The organism is Acidithiobacillus sp. (assembly GCF_023255755.1).
Classification (GTDB): Bacteria; Pseudomonadota; Gammaproteobacteria; order Acidithiobacillales; family Acidithiobacillaceae; genus Acidithiobacillus.
This window is the reverse complement of the sequence record NZ_JAGDVS010000096.1, coordinates 1,980-19,000: the sequence shown is the minus strand read 5'-3', so window position 1 is coordinate 19,000 and position 17,021 is coordinate 1,980. Positions and strand designations below refer to the sequence as shown.

Sequence of the window (17,021 nt, the reverse complement as noted above, 5' to 3'; positions counted from 1 at the left end):
TTTCCTTATTGCAAACGCCCATGACAATGCTTGTATTTTTTACCGGAACCGCAAGGACAAGGCTGATTCCGCCCCACCTTGTCATCATTGATTGCGAGACGGTGACTGGCTTCCTGTTCGCCAATGATTCCCAGCCCCGCCAATGCAAGGCCCGCATCTTCAACAGCCGGCGCCGGCGTTGCGGTCGCCGCGAAATCCGGATGGGAGAACTGCAAATGCTGCGGCTGGGCGGCACGGGCGATGGCATCCCAATCCACTGGCTCTGCCGGCGCCGGGCTCACATGCAGTCGAGACAAGGTACTGATTACCTCTTCACGCAGGCGATCCAGCATGGTGTTGAACATGACCAGGGACTCCCGCTTGTACTCCTGCTTGGGATTCTTCTGGGCATATCCACGCAGATGAATGCCTTCGCGGAGATGATCCATGCTCGCCAGATGATCCTTCCATTGACTGTCCAGAACCTGCAGCAGGATGGACTTCTCAAGATGATGGGCCATTTCACTGCCCATGAGCGCTTCCTTGGCCGCATAAGCAGACAACACCATCTCCATGATCCGCTCGCGCAACGCGGCATAGGCGAGGCCTTTATCCTGCTCCAGCCATTGCCCGACCGGGACCTGCAGACCAAAAACCCGCTCCAGTGCTGATTCCAGGCCGGGCAGATCCCAGCGCTCTTCCATAACGCCTTCGGGCGCAGTGTCGGCCAGCACCGCGTCGAGGACGTCATCACGCAACGCCTTGATCTCCGAACTGACGTCATCCGCATCCATGAAGGCATTACGCTGCTGATAGATAATCCGGCGCTGCTCATTGGCCACGTCATCGTATTCCAGTAATTGCTTGCGGATATCGAAGTTGCGACTTTCCACCTTGCGCTGGGCATTCTCGATAGACTTGGTCACCCAGGGATGTTCAATCGCCTCACCTTCCTTCATCCCCAGCTTCTGCATCAGACCGCCCAGTCGGTCGCTGCCGAAAATGCGCATCAGCGGGTCATCCAGGGAAAGGTAAAAACGGGTGGTACCGGGGTCGCCCTGGCGACCGGAGCGCCCCCGCAACTGGTTGTCTACCCGCCGCGATTCATGACGTTCGGTGCCGACAATATGGAGTCCCCCCGCCGCTATCGCTGCATCATGCAGTCCTTGCCAGGCACCCTTGAGGGACTCGACCCGTTGGGTTTTTTCCTCTTCTTCCAGATCCGGATTGGCCAGCACCATATCCACCTGATGCCCGACATTGCCGCCCAACACGATGTCGGTACCACGCCCCGCCATGTTGGTAGCGATGGTCACCATTCCGGGTTTGCCGGCCTGGGCAATAATCTCGGCTTCGCGCTGATGCTGCTTGGCGTTCAGCACTTCATGGGGAATCCGTGCCTGCTTGAGCTGGTGGGACAAGAATTCGTTATGCTCGATAGAGGTGGTACCCACCAGTACCGGCTGGCCACGCTGCTGACAATCACGGATATCCTCAACAATTGCCGTCCACTTTTCCTGGCTGGTGCGGTAGATGAGATCGGCAAAGTCCGTCCGCATCACCGGCTTATGAGTCGGTATCATCACCACTTCCAGCCCATAAATCTGGTTCAGCTCAAAGGCTTCCGTGTCTGCGGTACCGGTCATTCCCGAAAGCTTTTCATACATGCGGAAATAATTCTGGAAGGTGATGGAGGCCAGGGTCTGGTTTTCATTCTGAACGGCCACCCCTTCCTTGGCTTCCACCGCCTGATGCAGACCATCAGACCAGCGCCGCCCCGACATCATACGTCCGGTGAATTCGTCGACAATACAAACCTCTCCGTCGCGAACGATATAATCCGTTTCCCGCCGGTAGATCACATGGGCACGCAGCGCCTGATTGAGATGATGAACCAGGGTAACATTAGCCAGATCATAGAGATTGCCGTCACTCAGCAGGCCGCTTTCCGCCATCAGGCGTTCCGCCTTTTCGATACCCTCTTCCGTGAGCATCACCTGCCGGGCCTTCTCATCGACTGTATAATCCTCATCGACCACAAAATTTCCGACGAGTTTGTCCACCCGGTAGTAAAGGTCGGTATTCTCTTCAGTGGGACCACTGATAATCAGCGGGGTACGTGCCTCGTCGATGAGGATGGAGTCCACTTCGTCGATGATGGCGTAGTGAAGGCCGCGCTGCACCCGGTCGGCAGGAGAAAACGCCATGTTATCGCGCAGATAATCGAAACCGAACTCGTTATTGGTGCCGTAGGTGATGTCGGCAGCATAAGCGGCGCGGCGCTCCTCGCTGGAAATATCCGAGATGATCGTACCCACGCTCAGGCCCAGAAAGCCGTGAATCTTACTGACCCACTGAGCATCGCGGCTGGCCAGATAGTCATTGACCGTCACTACATGCACGCCCTTACCCTGCAGGGCGTTGAGGTAGGCGGGCAAGGTCGCGACGAGAGTCTTGCCCTCACCGGTGCGCATTTCCGCAATTTTACCTTCATGCAACATGTAGCCGCCGATCAGCTGCACGTCGTACTGGCGCATGCCCATCACCCGCTGAGTCACCTCACGCACCACCGCAAATGCCTCGGGCAGCACCGCGTCAAGTGATTCACCGTGGGCCACCCGCTCTTTAAAGCGCAAGGTCTGCCCGGCGAGGGCGGCATCGTCCATGGCCTTGTAGCGACCTTCCAGGGCATTGATCTGCGCCACAACGGCACGGGCCTTCTTGATCAGGCGGTCATTGCGACTGCCAACGACATGGCGGATGATAGTTCCAAACATGAGCACGCGAGCCTAGGTAAAAAATATCGAGCAGGGTAGCATGAAAGCCTATGGATGATAAACGACGACGTACCTGGCGTCCCATGACGCAAAACCCTTCCGGGCCGATCGGAGAGGTCTGCCGTCGCGGAACGCTACTGCGTGAGCGTCAAATCGACTGGAATGCGTTACTCTCACTGGAGGCACAGGACCATACCTGGCTGGTTGATTGGTCCGGGGGGGTGCTGAGTGTGCTCTGTCAGAGCCCGGTATGGATTTCATGGCTACGAAGAAATGAAAAAAACATACTGAAACAATGGAATAATCGCTTCCCGAAAACTCCAGCACAGCAAATCATCGCCACGGTGCGGCCTTGGTCATACCGGCTGCCGCAACCGGCCAAACTCCCGAAAGCGCCTCACATTTCAGCAGAGGCTGCCCAAGCTCTGCGGGCAGAGAGCGATCAGATGCCACAAGCCATAGCCGTCGCGCTTAAGCGCTTGGCAGCCACTCTGGACAGCCTTCAGGCGGAGGCTGTCGCCAGCGCCTCAGCAAAGGAAAATGGCGCGCGCCTCTCGGAGTAATCCACAAACTCCCACGCATCCTGACGGAGAAGCAGTGCCCGCAGCAAATTGTTGTTGAGGGCATGCCCCGCCTTGTGACCGGAAAAATGGCCGACCAGTGGGTGGCCAAGCAGATAGAGATCACCGATGGAGTCAAGCACCTTGTGGCGCACGAACTCATTGGTGTAACGCAGACCTTCTTCATTGAGCACGCGGTAATCATCGACCACAATGGCATTATCGAGATTGCCGCCGAGGGCGAGCCCCATGCGCCGCAAGGTCTCGACCTCGCGCATAAAGCCGAAGGTACGCGCACGTGCCACTTCTTTAAGATAAGAGGTCCGCGCGAAATCCACAGTCACTTCCTGACCGCCGTTTTTCATCACGGGATGGTCAAAATCGATGGTAAAGCTCACCTTGAAACCTTCGAAGGGCTCTAATTGCACCCAGCGATCACCGTCTTCGGCCTTGAGGGGTTTAGTGATGCGGATAAAACGCTTCGGCACCTTCTGCTCTTCGATCCCAGCGCACTGGATGAGGAATACAAAGGGTGCAGCGCTGCCATCCATGATCGGCACTTCCGGCCCGTCGAGATCTACATAGGCATTATCAATACCCAGACCTGCCAGTGCCGACATCAGATGCTCAATAGTACCGACCCGTATCTGACCATCGCCGATATTGGTAGACAGGCGGGTATCCACCACGTGCAGAGGGTCGGCCTTGATCCAGGCGCCACCCTCGATATCGCTGCGGTGGAAGACGATCCCGGTGTTTACCGGCGCCGGGCGCAGGCCAATATAGACCTTCTTGCCACTGTGCAGGCCGATACCGGTGCCCCAGATCATATTTTTGAGCGTGCGCTGACGGATCATATTCCCTTTCGCGATCTCAGGGATCGCCCTCCCGCTAAATGCGTGTGGCCTACTTTACAACTTTTGTTGTCTCTATACAACTAACCGGCTGGTCAGGCAGTGTACAGCGACCCGCCACCCTTGACAATATTCCGTTGACATTTATTAACACATGCGTTGATTGTCTTTTTTTGCGGGCAGGCGCGGCGCATCGCCCAAGGCGCATCTGGTTATGTATAATCCAACGGATCAGGTGACCGCACTACCGCGGTCGCACCAAAACAAGCTTCTCCAATACAAGGACGTATATCATGGCGACCCCCAGCAGCAAAAAAACTCTGATGACCCTTTACTCCGGCAACGATTGTGTTTTTGCGCACCGCGTCCGCTTTGTTCTGGAGGAAAAGGCCATGGAGTACCAGACCATCGACGTCGATCTCGCCAATAAGCCAGAAGATCTCGCAGAACTCAACCCCTACAATCAGGTGCCTACCTTGGTAGATCGTGATCTGGCCATCCACGAATCTGTCCTCATTATGGAGTATCTGGATGAGCGTTTTCCGCACCCGCCGTTGATTCCGGTGGATCCCATCTCCCGCGCCAAGGTGCGCCTGGGTCTCTTACGTTTCGACCGCGACTGGTTCGCACCGCTCTTCCAGCCGGGCTACAGTGCCGAGCAGGTCAAAACGGCTAAAGAGCAGATCCGCAGCACCCTTGCCGGACTGAGCAGCATCTTCGGCCAGCAGCGTTACCTCTTCGGCGACGAGCTCTCGGTGCTCGACTGCGCCATCGCTCCGCTGCTGTGGCGCCTCCCGGCGCTGGAAATCAGCCTGCCTGCGGCAGCCCGCGCGACCCAGGAGTATATGGATCGCCTCTTCAACATGGAGAGTTTCAAACGCAGTCTGACGCCCGCCGAGAAGGCCATGCGCTGACATGGTCGTCGACCTCGCCCGCTTCCAGAGTCTGCCGGAGGGCCTCTTTGCACGCTGCGCCTGCGATCCCGGCGGAACCATTGCCCTGCAACGGCAGGGCAATGTTTTTCAGCCGATGACCGCAGCGGCCTTCGCAGGGCATGTAAGGGCAAGGGCGCGGGGACTTCTGCATTTGGGTGTACGCCGGGGCGAGCGGGTCATTCTGATGGCACCCAACTCCCTGGATTGGGCGATCATGGATTTTGCCATCCTCAGCGTTGGCGCCATTACCGTTCCCCTCTACCCGACGTTCAGCCCGCGCGAGATTCACTATGTGCTGGGCGACAGCGGCGCCGGACTGATACTGTTGGAAGGCGCTGGTGAGTGGCATCGCATGGGGGGCGAGGGCTGGGGCGTGCCCGGTGATCGTATCCTGCTGCGCGATGCGGCCGCCGCGCAGAACGCCGGCCTGCGCCACTGGGCGGCGCTGGAGAGCGACGGCGCGGCCATACCCGATACCAGGTTGGAAGAACATCTGGCGGCATTGCAGCGTCAGCAAACCGCAACCATCGTGTACACCTCCGGGACGACGGGCTGGCCCAAGGGCGTCATGCTCAGTCACGGCAATATCCTGAGTAATATCGAAGGGTTCCTGCCGTTGGTGCCACTGCATGCCGGACAACGCCTGCTCTCCATTCTGCCCCTCTCCCATGTTTTTGAACGGGGCACGGGGCACTTCGGCGCCTACCTGCTGGGGCTGGAGGTCGCCTACGCGGAGCGCCCGGACACCGTCCTCCGCGATATGGAGGCCTCTCACCCGGACATTATGATCGCCGTGCCGCGGGTCTTCCAACTGCTCTATAGCCGGGTACGACGGGGCATCGAAGATCGACCGGGTCTGCTCGGTCGTTTTCTGCGTCGAGGGGCGGGGATTGATCCAGAGGGGCGTCCGGCGGCACGCTGGCAGCGCTCCATCACCCGCCGCCTGCTGGTCAGCAATCTTCGCAAGAAACTGGGTGGGCGCTTGCGTTTCTTCGTCTCTGGAGGCGCCCCGTTGGATGCTGAAATTGCTCGGTTTTTTATTGAGTTGGGGCTACCTGTTATTGAGGGCTACGGCATGACCGAGGCGAGCCCGGTGATCGCCGCCAATCCACTGGAGGCCATTCGCCCAGGAACCGTGGGACAGTTCCTGCCCAATCTGGAAGGACGTATCGCTGCTGATGGCGAAATCCTGGTGCGTGGCCCATCCGTCATGCTGGGCTACTGGAACAACGAGAGTGCCACGCGCGAGACGCTGGTAGACGGCTGGTTGCACACCGGCGACGTGGGCAGCCTGGACCCGGACGGTTATCTGCATATCAGCGACCGCAAGAAAGAAATGATCGTGAATTCCGCCGGTGAGAACATCCCGCCGCAGAAAATTGAGTTGCGACTGATGGCGCAAGCGCTGATCGACCAGGCCGTCGTCTTCGGCGATCGCATGCCCTATCTCATGGCCCTTATTTTCCCCAATCAGGAACTCCTCAAAGAACGTGTCGGCACCCACGCTGACGGTGCCGCAACCCGCAAAGCCATCCAGGCGGCCATCTCGACCGCCCTCGCCGATCTGCCCTCCCACGAACAGGTACGGCGTTTCGCCTTGCTGCCAGAGGCACTGAGTGAGGCCAATGGCGAATTAACCCCCACCCTCAAGGTGAAACGGCGCGTCGTCGCCGAACACTACGCCGAACTGCTGGCGCAAATGGGCCATGGCAAAGGCTGATCTCCCATGCTGCTTACGCCGCCCGCTGCGCTGACTCCCGTTCTAACGGCCTTGCAGCGGACGGGGGCGCGGGTCTTGGTGGTAGGAGGTACACCGCGGGACGCGCTGCTCGGTGTGGTCGCCCACGATTGGGATCTGGAAATACACGGATTGGGCGAGGCCCGTTTGGCCGAATGTCTGGAGCCTTTCGGCGCCCATCGGATAGGTGGTCGCTGTGCAGTCTGGGTGGTGGCCGGTGCGGAGATTTCCCTGCCACAAGCACGGGGCGGACAGATCAACCCGCACCTGCCCTGGGCCATCGCCGCCCAGCGGCGGGATTTTTCGGTCAACGCTCTGGCCTGGGACTGGCAGGCTCAGCGCCTCTTGGACCATGTTGGGGGAGTAGCGGACCTCCACGCCCGGCGGCTCCGCGTAGTAGCGGCCGACACTTTTGGGGAAGACCCTCTGCGCGTTTTCCGCGCGGCCCGGTTAGCGGGCCAGTTAGGCTTTTCCATTGAAGCCGGGAGCGCCACACTCTGCCGCCAATTGGCGCCCCGCCTGCAAGAAATCCCCCAGGAACGCCTACGCAAAGAGTGGGAAGCTCTGCTCCTGCGCGGCGAGCATCTGATCCGGGCCTGGGATAGTCTCGCCCTTACTGGCGCCATCACCCGATTCCCCGAACTCCGTGCCCTGCAAGCAGTACCCCAGCACCCCGATGTTCACCCGGAAGGCGATGTCTGGATATACACCGGGCGAGTGCTTGCCGCTGCCGGCCAACTCCGCAGCGGCGACAAAACGCGCGACATCATCCTCATGCTTGGCGCCCTGCTGCACGACCTCGGCAAAGCCAGCACCACCCGGCGCGACCCCCAAGGCCGCTGGCGCGCTTTCGGACATGAACAGGCACGCGTCGCCGCCGAGACTTTCCTAAGCCGCTACTTTCCCGGTAACCATCTCAGCCATCAGGTGCTGCCCCTCATTCGCTGGCATGGCGCGCCCTATGCCCTGCACCGCGATGGCGCGGGGCGCGCCGCCTACGCCCGCCTTGCCCTACAGGTCCCTGACCGCCCCTTACTGCTGGATCTTGCCCTGGCAGATGGGCGCGGGGCAGGCGCAGAGCATCCCCCAGCCATAGGTGTCACCCGCAAGATCTGGCAAGAGATGAATGTGTGGACCGGTCTGCCAGATCCGCTGTTAAAGGGGCCTGACCTGATGGCACTGGGATTCGCCCCTGGGCCACGGCTGGGTAAGGCCCTGGCGCTTGCCCACGAACTGCAGGTGACCAGCGGCTACCACGATCGCAAACCGCTGATCGCGGCGTTGCGCCGACGCCTGCCCGAACTCAGTCTCCGAGGCGACCGTGTTTATGGACCGCCGTCACGTTTCCCCACTGACTGATATCTTGTACCTGGACTCCCACCCACCAGTACGGAGCGACACTGTCCCGCCCGTGACCACCGACAAGGCTTTGCCCCGGCGCCAGATACACATGCTCTAAAAGCTTCCGCGCATCCTCACGACTCCGGAAAACAGACCAGGCCACCACCCGCTCCATCGGCGTAGTCGAAGGCACTTCCCGTGCTTCATCGAGGAAACTGTCGTTGATCATGGCACTCCACCCCCTTCTATGGCTATCGCAGCGGGCCGCAGTGGGACCCCGAGGCAATGGCGAATCGTGCCCCACAGTATAGCGCGCGAAGTCCGGCCCTGCGTTTTTCTTCTGACAGCAGGCCATAAAACGCGTATGATCCGCGACGGAGTGGGCCAGACGACCGCCGCGGAGCAATCCGGGGAGGAAAGTCCGGGCTCCATAGGGCAAGGCGCCGGTTAACGGCCGGGAGGCGTGAGCCTACGGAAAGTGCCACAGAAAATATACCGCCAAGCGCGCAAGCGCCGGTAAGGGTGAAAAGGTGCGGTAAGAGCGCACCGCATTTCCGGTAACGGAAATGGCAGGGAAAACCCCGCCTGGAGCAAGACCAAATAGGCGTGCGATACCGTGGCCCGCGGTGCATGCGGGTAGGTTGCTGGAGCCTGTGCGCAAGTGCAGGCCTAGAGGAATGGTCGTCCACGACAGAACCCGGCTTATCGGCCCACTCCAATTTTTACCACACACCCCATATCATCTGGGCAGACACCCCGGAAGAGTAGATAATACCTATTAACAACAATACGATATAAACAACCTTGTGAATAGTGCATGCCCATTCCATTGTCCTGGAATACCAAGCATATACTCCATTTTGCATCATGTAATCCGACGATTGCAGAAATCCCTTCAAGTAGTTTGTCTACTCTTTATAAACATGCTCTAACATGCCGTAATTATTCGTTTTTCTCCTTGACAGCGGGCACCCTTCCCTCTAATCTTCAAAGTGTGGGGGAAAGTGGGGTGAAGTGGAAGTTTTTGGAGGAGGGCGCAGACATGTTTAGGGGAACGCATCGGCACAGTCTGGACAGCAAGGGACGCATGAATGTTCCCGCGCGCTTCCGCGACTGGCTGAGCGACCACTGCGACGGACAATTGATTGTCACCATTGATGCCCAGAGCCAGGAAGGAGAACGCTGCCTGGTCGCCTACCCCCTGCCCACCTGGGAAAAGGTCGAACGCCGCATCGCCGAACTCCCCAGCAACAATGCCGCGGCCCGTCAGTTTCAACGTCTTTTTGTGGGGCAGTCCGAAGAACTCCGCCTGGATGCCCAAGGCCGCGTCCTCCTGTCTCCCAACCTGCGCAAATTCGCCGAGCTGGACAAGGAACTGGTACTGGTGGGTCAGATCGACAAATTTGAAATCTGGGATGCTGCCCGTTGGGATACCTGCCAGGAAAACTGGCTGGCCAACGCCAATGGCTTCGCCAGCTTGGGTGATCTGGTCCTGTGAGAGGTGAAAATGAACCAAGCACAGCACACGTTGCAGTTCTTCTGGCAGAAACCATCGCCGTCCTGCGTCCGGCACTCCATACCGGTGCGCCGGTGCGCTGCGTCGACGCGACCGGCGGACGGGGCGGCCACAGTGCGGCCTTGCTGGCCGAACTCGGGGCGGCAGATACCCTGCTCATCCTCGACCGCGACCCGACCGCCATTGCCGCATTGCGCGCCCGCTTCGCGCAGGACTCCAGGGTATATATCCGTCAGGCACGCTTCAGCCAATTGGCCGGGGTGCTCGCTACGCTGGAGTGGGAGAGCGTGGATGCCATTCTCGCCGACCTCGGCGTTTCCTCGCCGCAACTGGATGAGGCAGACCGCGGCTTCAGCTTCCTGCGCGACGGCCCTCTCGATATGCGCATGGACCCCGAGGCAGACATGAGCGCCTCAGAGTGGCTGGCCATCGCACCCGAAGCGGAAATAACGCGAGTATTGCGCGAATACGGCGAGGAACGTTTTGCCCGCCCCATCGCCCGCGCCATCCTGCGTGCCCGGGAACAAGCGCCCATCACCAGAACTCTGCAACTGGCGGACCTGATCGCCGAGGTACTGCCCGGTCACGAAATCGGACAGCATCCGGCCACCCGCAGTTTTCAGGGCATCCGCATTTTCATCAACCGCGAACTGGAAGAACTGGAAGCCTTTCTCCCCCAGGCCATGAATGCGTTGCGCGCGGGCGGCCGGCTGGCGGTGATCAGCTTTCACTCTCTGGAAGATCGGTTGGTAAAACGTTTTTTCCGCGCTGACGATTATCGTATCAGCGCTGACATACCCCTGCGTGCCAGCGAGCTCCCGCCCCTGCCATGGCATCCAGTAGGCAAGGCCCTGCGGGCCGGCGTCCAGGAAACTTACGACAATCCCCGTTCCCGCTCGGCCGTGCTGCGGGCTGCCGAAAGGAGTGAACGCCATGCGGCGTAGCACCATTATTTTCGCCCTGCTGATTATCGCTACACTCTTCGGCATCGTCGCGGCAAGAGAGAATACCCGTAGCCAGTTCATCGCCTTACAGGAAGCCCAGGCCAGGCATTTCGCCCTGGACAACCGCTGGGGCCAGCTCCAACTGGAGCAGGCCACGCTCGCTTCCAATGCCCGCGTGGGAGATATTGCGCGCCAAAAACTCGGGCTTGCAGCCCCCAAAAACGATCAAATCGTCATGGTCAAAGCACCATGACCTATCCCGGCGCCCCCCTCCTCTCGCCGCCACCCGTCACGCTTCCCGCGCGGCGGGCGACCGCAGTGTGGACGGTGGTTGCGCTGGGTTTGGCGGCGATCATGGCGCAAGCCTGGCGCGCGCAGGTGGAGCGCGGTCCGTTTCTACGCGACCAGGGCGCGCAACGTTATCTGCGACACTTTGCCTTACCGGCGCAGCGCGGCCCCATTCTCGATCGTTCCGGTAAAGCGCTCGCTCTGTCCGTCCCGGTGCAAACCCTCTGGGTAGACCCCCGGTTGTTTAATCCACAGCAGGCATACTGGCCACAAATTGCCGCAGCCTTAGGGATCAGCGCAGCCGCCCTTGCCGCACGGACCCATAGCGGTGGCAGCCGGTTCGCCTTCCTCGCCCGCCAGATTGCGCCGGAACGCGCGGCGACCATTCTCGCTCTGCGAGTGCCCGGTTTATACAGCCTCAACGAAAATAGGCGTTACTATCCGTCCGGCAGCATAGCCGCGCCATTACTCGGTTTCACCAATGTAGACGGGCGCGGCATTGAAGGACTGGAGATGGCCTATAACCAATGGCTGCAAGGGAAGGCAGGGGAAGAAACCGGGCTGCGCGACAATCTGGGACATCCGCTGGCGATCCTCGGCACTGCCAAGCTGGCACAGCCCGGTCAGGCACTGACCCTGAGTATTGACCGCAACATCCAGTATGTGGCATATACTGCCCTCGCCTCTGCCGTACAGCGTTTTCAGGCACATTCCGGGGCTGCAGTACTCATGAATGTACACACTGGCGAAATCCTCGCCATGGTCAGTTATCCCTCTTTCAACCCCAATGAGCGTACGGATTATCAGCCCAGTCTTTACAATAACCGTGCCGTCGCCGACACTTTTGAACCCGGCTCGGTGATGAAACCTTTTACCATCGCTGCAGCATTGGATGACGGCAGCATTCAGCCCAATTCCACGTTTGATGTGAACACCAACTGCTTTCGGGTGGCCCATTACTGCATTCAGGACGATATTCGTCACGGCATCCTCGACCTCGCTCAGGTGCTCAAGTATTCCAGCAACATTGGCGCGGCGAAAATTTCCCTGCGGACACCGCCTGCCGATCTCTACCAGATGCTGCACAGTGTCGGTTTTGGGCAGGTGAGCGGATTAGAACTGCCGGGAGAGACGGGCGGCACGGTTCCCGCATGGCGGGGTTGGGATGTGGCGCGGCGTGCCGCCATGGCTTACGGTTACGGTCTCTCCGTCACACCTTTGCAACTGGCGGCGGCTTATGGCGCCATCGCCAATAACGGGGTCTATGTCCAACCCACCTTACTGCGCAGGACCAGCAACACCCCCCCGCACAGTCAGCAGGTCATACCGGTCGCCACTGCGGCGCGACTGCGCGACTGGCTCGCCGGGGTGACCAGTCGGGGCGGCACCGGTTTCCTTGCCGCGATTCCCGGCTATTCGGTAGCCGGGAAAACCGGCACGTCTATCATGGCTAATGGCAAGGGCGGCTTTCATAAGCATCAGGTGAATACCACCTTTGTCGGCTTCGCGCCCGCTAACCATCCACAATTCGTCATGGCCGTAGTGGTGCGTGGACCAACTCAAGGCTGGCGTTATGGCGGGGTAGTCGCCGCCCCGGTATTTCGGGTAACCATGAGCGCTGCCCTGCATCAAATGGGCGTACCACCCGATGTCAGCGCCAGCGCCTGGAATGCCGCGGCAGGAAAAGCCATGACTGTAGACCAGGAGCGGCGTTGGGCCGAGGGGGCTGGCGATGCCGCACACTGAGACACTCGCCAGCCTGTTGCCCGCCACTCCGGCTGCCTTGGCGGGGATTGCCTTGCAGGGCATTGAAACCGATACCCGCCGCCTGCGACCGGGCATGCTCTACGTCGGATTGAACACCAACCATGGCGATGGCCGGCAATTTTTGGAACAGGCTTGGGCGGCAGGTGCAGCCGCAGCGCTGTTAGAGGGCAGCGAAGAGAGCATTTACACGGAACAGGGTCACCCCGTCTGGCAAAGCCCACAGGCACGAGCTCTGCTCGGTAGGTCACTGCGCCGCTGGCATCGCTGGGACGAGGGTCAGGCGCCCGTCATCATTGGCGTTACCGGCACCAACGGCAAGAGCAGCGTCACCCGCCTCATTGCCGAACTCGCACCGCAGCCCGCCATGATCATCGGCACCCTCGGCTACGGCCATGTGGATGCGCTTATCTCCCACGCCAATACCACACCGGACCCGGTCCCTTTGTGGCAGACCCTGGCCACGCTGCGCGAACAGGGCGCCAAGGTCATCGCCATGGAAGTCTCCTCCCATGCTCTCGCGCTGGAACGGGTTGCGGCAGTGCCCTTTGCCGCCGCCGTATTTACCAATCTCAGTCGGGACCATCTCGATTTTCATGGGGATATGGCGCGCTATGGCGCAGCCAAAGTCCGCCTCTTCCAGACGCCAGGCCTCCAATTGGCCGTAGTAAACAGCGACGACACATTCGCTGGGCAGATCGCTGCCGCCATGGCGCCGGAAGTCCGGCAACTGTGCTTCGGGGTAAAGAGTGGAGACTACCAGACTGTCGAGTGGCATCCCGGTGCCAGCGGTACCCTGCTCGACCTGCATACCCCTAACGGCCCGCGGCGCCTGCGCAGCCCCCTCATCGGCAACAGCAATGTCCAGAATCTGCTGGCCGCGCTGGCCACCGTCGAAGGTATGGGCTGGCCGGTCAGTGACGCCGCTATCGCCGGACTCGACTTGCCGGAAGGTCGCTATCAGCGCTTGGCTCCGGTCCCCGGCAAGGCACAGGTGATGATCGACTATGCCCACACCCCCGACGCGCTGCAGCGGGTGCTGACCGACCTGCGCGAAGTCGCCAAAGGCGCCGTGACCGTGGTCTTTGGCTGCGGTGGTGATCGGGATCGTGGCAAACGGCCGGAAATGGGGCGGGTGGCCGAACGCCTTGCCGACCACGTCATTCTCACCGACGATAACCCGCGCAGCGAAGCACCCGAGGCTATCGTCAACGACATCCTGGGTGGTATGGAACGGCCCGGTCAGGCTACCGTGATTCATGACCGCGCGGCGGCCATCCGGGCCGCCATCACTGCATCACGGGCAGGGGATTGGGTGCTCATCGCCGGTAAGGGGCACGAGCGCATCCAGGAGATACTGGGGCAGCATTTACCCTTTCAGGACCACAGTATTGCTGCGGAGGTGCTCAGCGCATGATCCGCTATTCACTGAAAGAAATCGCTGAAATAACCGGGGGTAAGCTGTTGCCCGGCAGCGATGGCCGCAAAGAAATTCAGGGCATCGCTACGGACAGCCGGCAGCCGATGACGGGACAGCTTTTTGTAGCATTGCGCGGCGACCGCTTCAATGGCGAGGACTTCGTACCTGGTGCTCTTGCTCAGGGCGCCGGAGCTGTATTGACCGGCACCCCTGTCGCGGCACCCGGTGTCTTGGTGGAGGATACCCTGATAGCGTTGCAGACACTGACCGCCCAATGGCGGCAGCGTTTCAACCTGCCGCTGCTGGCAGTGACCGGCTCCTGCGGCAAAACGACGGTCAAAGAGGTACTCACCGCCATCCTTAACGAGTCCGGCCCGGTACTCGCCACATGCGGCAATCAGAACAATCACGTCGGCGTGCCTCTGACGCTAGCCAGGCTCGGTCCGGAGCATCGCTACGCGGTGCTGGAAATGGGCATGAATCACCCCGGCGAACTCACCCTCCTCAGCGGGCTGGCGCGGCCCACCCTGGCCCTGATCAACAATGCAGCCCCCGCGCATCTGGAAGGCCTCGGCAGTGTTGCCGCCATTGCCGCAGCCAAAGGCGAAATTCTCTCCGGTCTCGACAACCGCGGTCTCACCATCCTCAATGGCGACGATCCCTTCGCGGATTTCTGGGCGGAACGGGCGCCGGGCGAGGTCTGGCGCTTCAGCTTAGAGCATCGCCCGACGCGGGTGCGCGGACACTGGCGCGCCCACGAACAGGGTGGCGGATATCTGGAGGTGCGCGCTCCGCAAGGGCAATTCGCTCTGGAGATTCCCTTGCCCGGTCAACACAATGGCCGCAATGTCCTGGCGGCCACGACCGCGGCGCTGGCGCTCGATATTCCCATTCCGCAGATTCAACGGGCGGTGGCCGGACTGAAGGCCATCCCCGGACGTTTGCAGTGGCGCTCCGGCCCCCGTGGCAGTCGGATTCTGGATGACACTTACAATGCCAATCCGGCTTCTCTGGAAGCCGCCCTGCGCGTGCTCGCCGCGCAGCCCGGCCAACGCATTCTGGTCCTCGGTGGCATGGGTGAACTCGGTCCCGAAGCCGCACTTTATCATCGGCAGGCGGGGACGCTGGCGCGGCAACTCGGTATTGAGCGCCTTTACGCACTCGGCCCGCTGGCAGCAGAAGCAGCCGATGCCTTCGGCGTCAACGCCGAAGCCTTTTCCGAATTGCCCCCTTTACTGACCGCCCTGCCAAGTCGCCTGGACGGAGACACCGTGGTGCTGATCAAAGGCTCCCGCGCCGCCCATATGGAGCGTGTCGTACAGGCCCTAACGGGGGGGAACACCTGATGCTCTACGCCCTCTTTATGCAACTCGGTAGCCTTTATCACGGCTTTTACGTTTTTCAGTATCTGACCCTGCGCGGCGTATTGGCCATCCTTACCGCATTGATACTCTCGTTGTTAATCGGTCCTTTCTTTATCGCCCGCCTGCGCCAGTACAAAATCGGCCAGATGGTCCGCAATGACGGCCCCGAAACCCACCTGAGCAAGCAGGGGACGCCCACCATGGGCGGAGCCCTGATCCTGCTGGTAGTCATCCTGACGACGCTGCTCTGGTCGGATTTGAGTAATCCGCTGGTCTGGGTGGCGGTGCTCACTACTCTGGCCTTTGGCGCCATCGGCTTCATCGACGACTGGCGCAAGCTGCGGCGCAAAAACACCAAAGGACTCTCAGCGCGGGCCAAATATAGTTTACAGTCGCTGGTGGCCTTCGCCGCGGCGGGGGTGCTCTATGCGCTGGCCAGCAGGCCGGTAGAGACCAGCCTGATCCTGCCTTTCATACCTCATGTGCTGATTCCGCTGGGCATCGGTTTCATCCTGTTCAGCTATTTCGTGATTGTCGGCACCTCCAATGCCGTCAATCTGACCGACGGACTGGATGGCCTGGCCATTGTACCGACAGTCATGGTCGCAGCGGCTTTAGGAATATTCGCTTACGTGTCCGGCAACGCGGTCTTCGCCCACTATCTGGATGTGCCCTGGGTGCCGGGCTCCGGCCAGATGCTGATTTTTTGCGGGGCACTGGTGGGTGCGGGGCTCGGTTTTCTCTGGTTTAACACGTATCCGGCAGAGGTTTTTATGGGCGATACCGGCGCCCTCGCGCTGGGGGCGGCGCTAGCCATCGTCGCCATCGTCGCCCGTCAGGAACTCGTGCTGGTCATTATGGGCGGCGTTTTTGTGGTAGAAACCTTATCCGTCATCATCCAGGTAGCCTCCTTCCGGCTCACCGGCAAACGGGTCTTCCGCATGGCGCCCCTGCACCATCATTTTGAGAAAAAAGGCTGGCCCGAACCCCGGGTGGCGGTCCGTTTCTGGATCATCACCGTGATTCTGGTCCTCGTCGGTCTTTCCAGCCTGAAGATACGCTGACATGGACCTCAACGGCAAAAAGGTATACATCGCCGGCCTGGGCAAGACGGGACATTCCCTCTTGCGCACTGCCCTGCGCCTGGGCGCCCGTTGCCGGGTCGCGGACACGCGCCTGCTAGAAGACGCCGCCGATCTGCGGCAACGTTACCCGGACGTCGATTTCCATTTTGGCGATCTTCCCGAAGACGTGTTCCTGGGTGCGGATATCATCCTGCTCAGCCCAGGACTGACGCCGACATTGCCCGCCCTACTCCGCGCCAGACAAGCAGACATAGAGATCATGGGCGATATCGAACTTTTTGGCCGGATCGCCCGGACGTCCATCGTCGCCATCACCGGCAGCAATGGCAAAAGTACGGTCACCACCTTGCTTGGCGAGATGGCACAAGCCGCCGGACTACGCGCCGCCGTCGGTGGCAACCTCGGCACCCCCGCCCTCGACCTTTTGCCGGAAACGGGTCCCGAGCCGGAGCTCTA

General features: G+C 60.5%; 14 protein-coding genes, 1 other RNA gene and 1 pseudogene. 13 read left to right on the top strand and 3 right to left on the bottom strand.

Annotation, left to right across the window (positions count from 1 at the left end; genetic code table 11):
* Positions 1-5: 5 nt before the first annotated feature.
* On the bottom strand, positions 6-2,756 hold the full coding sequence (gene secA / locus Q0C48_RS06850) for a preprotein translocase subunit SecA (RefSeq protein WP_291522793.1): 2,751 nt from the start codon (positions 2,754-2,756) through the stop codon (positions 6-8).
* A 50-nt stretch (positions 2,757-2,806) separates the two neighbouring features.
* Here secA and Q0C48_RS06845 point away from each other — a divergent pair, with 50 nt between their 5' ends.
* Positions 2,807-3,319, top strand: coding sequence for a DciA family protein (locus Q0C48_RS06845; protein ID WP_291522790.1), 513 nt, complete (start codon positions 2,807-2,809; stop codon positions 3,317-3,319).
* Here the strand turns inward: Q0C48_RS06845 and lpxC are convergent.
* A complete protein-coding gene (gene lpxC / locus Q0C48_RS06840) occupies positions 3,259-4,173 on the bottom strand; it encodes a UDP-3-O-acyl-N-acetylglucosamine deacetylase (protein WP_291522788.1) in 915 nt (304 codons plus the stop codon). The two genes, Q0C48_RS06845 and lpxC, sit on opposite strands and share 61 nt — an antisense overlap.
* Before the next feature lie 290 nt (positions 4,174-4,463).
* Here lpxC and Q0C48_RS06835 point away from each other — a divergent pair, with 290 nt between their 5' ends.
* The 3 genes from Q0C48_RS06835 to Q0C48_RS06825 are packed head-to-tail and all read left to right on the top strand — an operon-like array spanning position 4,464 to position 8,202.
* Positions 4,464-5,084 (top strand): glutathione S-transferase N-terminal domain-containing protein, encoded by a 621-nt coding sequence (locus tag Q0C48_RS06835; protein ID WP_291522786.1) that lies wholly within the window; start codon positions 4,464-4,466, stop codon positions 5,082-5,084.
* A 1-nt stretch (position 5,085) separates the two neighbouring features.
* Positions 5,086-6,825: a long-chain fatty acid--CoA ligase gene (locus Q0C48_RS06830; RefSeq protein WP_291522784.1), complete on the top strand. Its 1,740-nt coding sequence runs from the start codon at positions 5,086-5,088 to the stop codon at positions 6,823-6,825.
* Between the two features lie 6 nt (positions 6,826-6,831).
* Positions 6,832-8,202 carry a CCA tRNA nucleotidyltransferase gene (locus tag Q0C48_RS06825; protein WP_291522782.1) on the top strand — a complete coding sequence of 457 codons (1,371 nt, stop codon included), beginning with the start codon at positions 6,832-6,834 and terminating at the stop codon, positions 8,200-8,202.
* Here the strand turns inward: Q0C48_RS06825 and Q0C48_RS06820 are convergent.
* Complete coding sequence (locus Q0C48_RS06820) at positions 8,147-8,413, bottom strand: hypothetical protein (RefSeq protein WP_291522780.1); 267 nt, start codon at positions 8,411-8,413, stop codon at positions 8,147-8,149. The two genes, Q0C48_RS06825 and Q0C48_RS06820, sit on opposite strands and share 56 nt — an antisense overlap.
* A 147-nt stretch (positions 8,414-8,560) precedes the next feature.
* Here Q0C48_RS06820 and rnpB point away from each other — a divergent pair.
* The 9 genes and pseudogenes from rnpB to Q0C48_RS06775 form a co-directional block, all read left to right on the top strand.
* An RNA gene (gene rnpB / locus Q0C48_RS06815) (RNase P RNA component class A) lies at positions 8,561-8,905 on the top strand.
* A 321-nt stretch (positions 8,906-9,226) separates the two neighbouring features.
* Positions 9,227-9,682 carry a division/cell wall cluster transcriptional repressor MraZ gene (gene mraZ, locus Q0C48_RS06810; protein WP_291522778.1) on the top strand — a complete coding sequence of 152 codons (456 nt, stop codon included), beginning with the start codon at positions 9,227-9,229 and terminating at the stop codon, positions 9,680-9,682.
* Entirely contained in the window at positions 9,679-10,644 is a 966-nt protein-coding gene (gene rsmH / locus Q0C48_RS06805; protein ID WP_291522776.1) for a 16S rRNA (cytosine(1402)-N(4))-methyltransferase RsmH, read from the top strand. Before mraZ ends, rsmH begins: the two co-directional genes overlap by 4 nt.
* Positions 10,634-10,897, top strand: coding sequence for a cell division protein FtsL (ftsL, locus tag Q0C48_RS06800; protein WP_291522774.1), 264 nt, complete (start codon positions 10,634-10,636; stop codon positions 10,895-10,897). The genes rsmH and ftsL overlap by 11 nt, the downstream gene beginning before the upstream one ends.
* Positions 10,894-12,678 (top strand): penicillin-binding protein 2, encoded by a 1,785-nt coding sequence (locus tag Q0C48_RS06795; RefSeq protein ID WP_291522772.1) that lies wholly within the window; start codon positions 10,894-10,896, stop codon positions 12,676-12,678. Before ftsL ends, Q0C48_RS06795 begins: the two co-directional genes overlap by 4 nt.
* On the top strand, positions 12,665-14,113 hold the full coding sequence (locus Q0C48_RS06790; RefSeq protein WP_291522770.1) for a UDP-N-acetylmuramoyl-L-alanyl-D-glutamate--2,6-diaminopimelate ligase: 1,449 nt from the start codon (positions 12,665-12,667) through the stop codon (positions 14,111-14,113). The genes Q0C48_RS06795 and Q0C48_RS06790 overlap by 14 nt, the downstream gene beginning before the upstream one ends.
* Positions 14,110-15,462, top strand: coding sequence for a UDP-N-acetylmuramoyl-tripeptide--D-alanyl-D-alanine ligase (gene murF / locus Q0C48_RS06785; RefSeq protein ID WP_291522768.1), 1,353 nt, complete (start codon positions 14,110-14,112; stop codon positions 15,460-15,462). Before Q0C48_RS06790 ends, murF begins: the two co-directional genes overlap by 4 nt.
* Positions 15,462-16,544: a phospho-N-acetylmuramoyl-pentapeptide-transferase gene (gene mraY, locus Q0C48_RS06780; protein ID WP_291522766.1), complete on the top strand. Its 1,083-nt coding sequence runs from the start codon at positions 15,462-15,464 to the stop codon at positions 16,542-16,544. Before murF ends, mraY begins: the two co-directional genes overlap by 1 nt.
* Position 16,545: 1 nt before the next feature.
* Positions 16,546-17,021: pseudogene (locus Q0C48_RS06775) on the top strand (UDP-N-acetylmuramoyl-L-alanine--D-glutamate ligase); the annotation flags it as partial.

Bases quoted from the DNA above. Each gene is read 5' to 3' on its own strand.
- secA (WP_291522793.1), bottom strand. From the start codon at position 2,756: ATGTTTGGAACTATCATCCGCCATGTCGTTGGCAGTCGCAATGACCGC.
- Q0C48_RS06795 (WP_291522772.1), top strand. From the start codon at position 10,894: ATGACCTATCCCGGCGCCCCCCTCCTCTCGCCGCCACCCGTCACGCTT.
- murF (WP_291522768.1), top strand. From the start codon at position 14,110: ATGATCCGCTATTCACTGAAAGAAATCGCTGAAATAACCGGGGGTAAG.
- Q0C48_RS06845 (WP_291522790.1), top strand. From the start codon at position 2,807: ATGGATGATAAACGACGACGTACCTGGCGTCCCATGACGCAAAACCCT.
- lpxC (WP_291522788.1), bottom strand. From the start codon at position 4,173: ATGATCCGTCAGCGCACGCTCAAAAATATGATCTGGGGCACCGGTATC.
- Q0C48_RS06790 (WP_291522770.1), top strand. From the start codon at position 12,665: ATGCCGCACACTGAGACACTCGCCAGCCTGTTGCCCGCCACTCCGGCT.
- mraY (WP_291522766.1), top strand. From the start codon at position 15,462: ATGCTCTACGCCCTCTTTATGCAACTCGGTAGCCTTTATCACGGCTTT.
- ftsL (WP_291522774.1), top strand. From the start codon at position 10,634: ATGCGGCGTAGCACCATTATTTTCGCCCTGCTGATTATCGCTACACTC.
- Q0C48_RS06825 (WP_291522782.1), top strand. From the start codon at position 6,832: ATGCTGCTTACGCCGCCCGCTGCGCTGACTCCCGTTCTAACGGCCTTG.
- Q0C48_RS06830 (WP_291522784.1), top strand. From the start codon at position 5,086: ATGGTCGTCGACCTCGCCCGCTTCCAGAGTCTGCCGGAGGGCCTCTTT.
- mraZ (WP_291522778.1), top strand. From the start codon at position 9,227: ATGTTTAGGGGAACGCATCGGCACAGTCTGGACAGCAAGGGACGCATG.
- Q0C48_RS06820 (WP_291522780.1), bottom strand. From the start codon at position 8,413: ATGATCAACGACAGTTTCCTCGATGAAGCACGGGAAGTGCCTTCGACT.
- Q0C48_RS06835 (WP_291522786.1), top strand. From the start codon at position 4,464: ATGGCGACCCCCAGCAGCAAAAAAACTCTGATGACCCTTTACTCCGGC.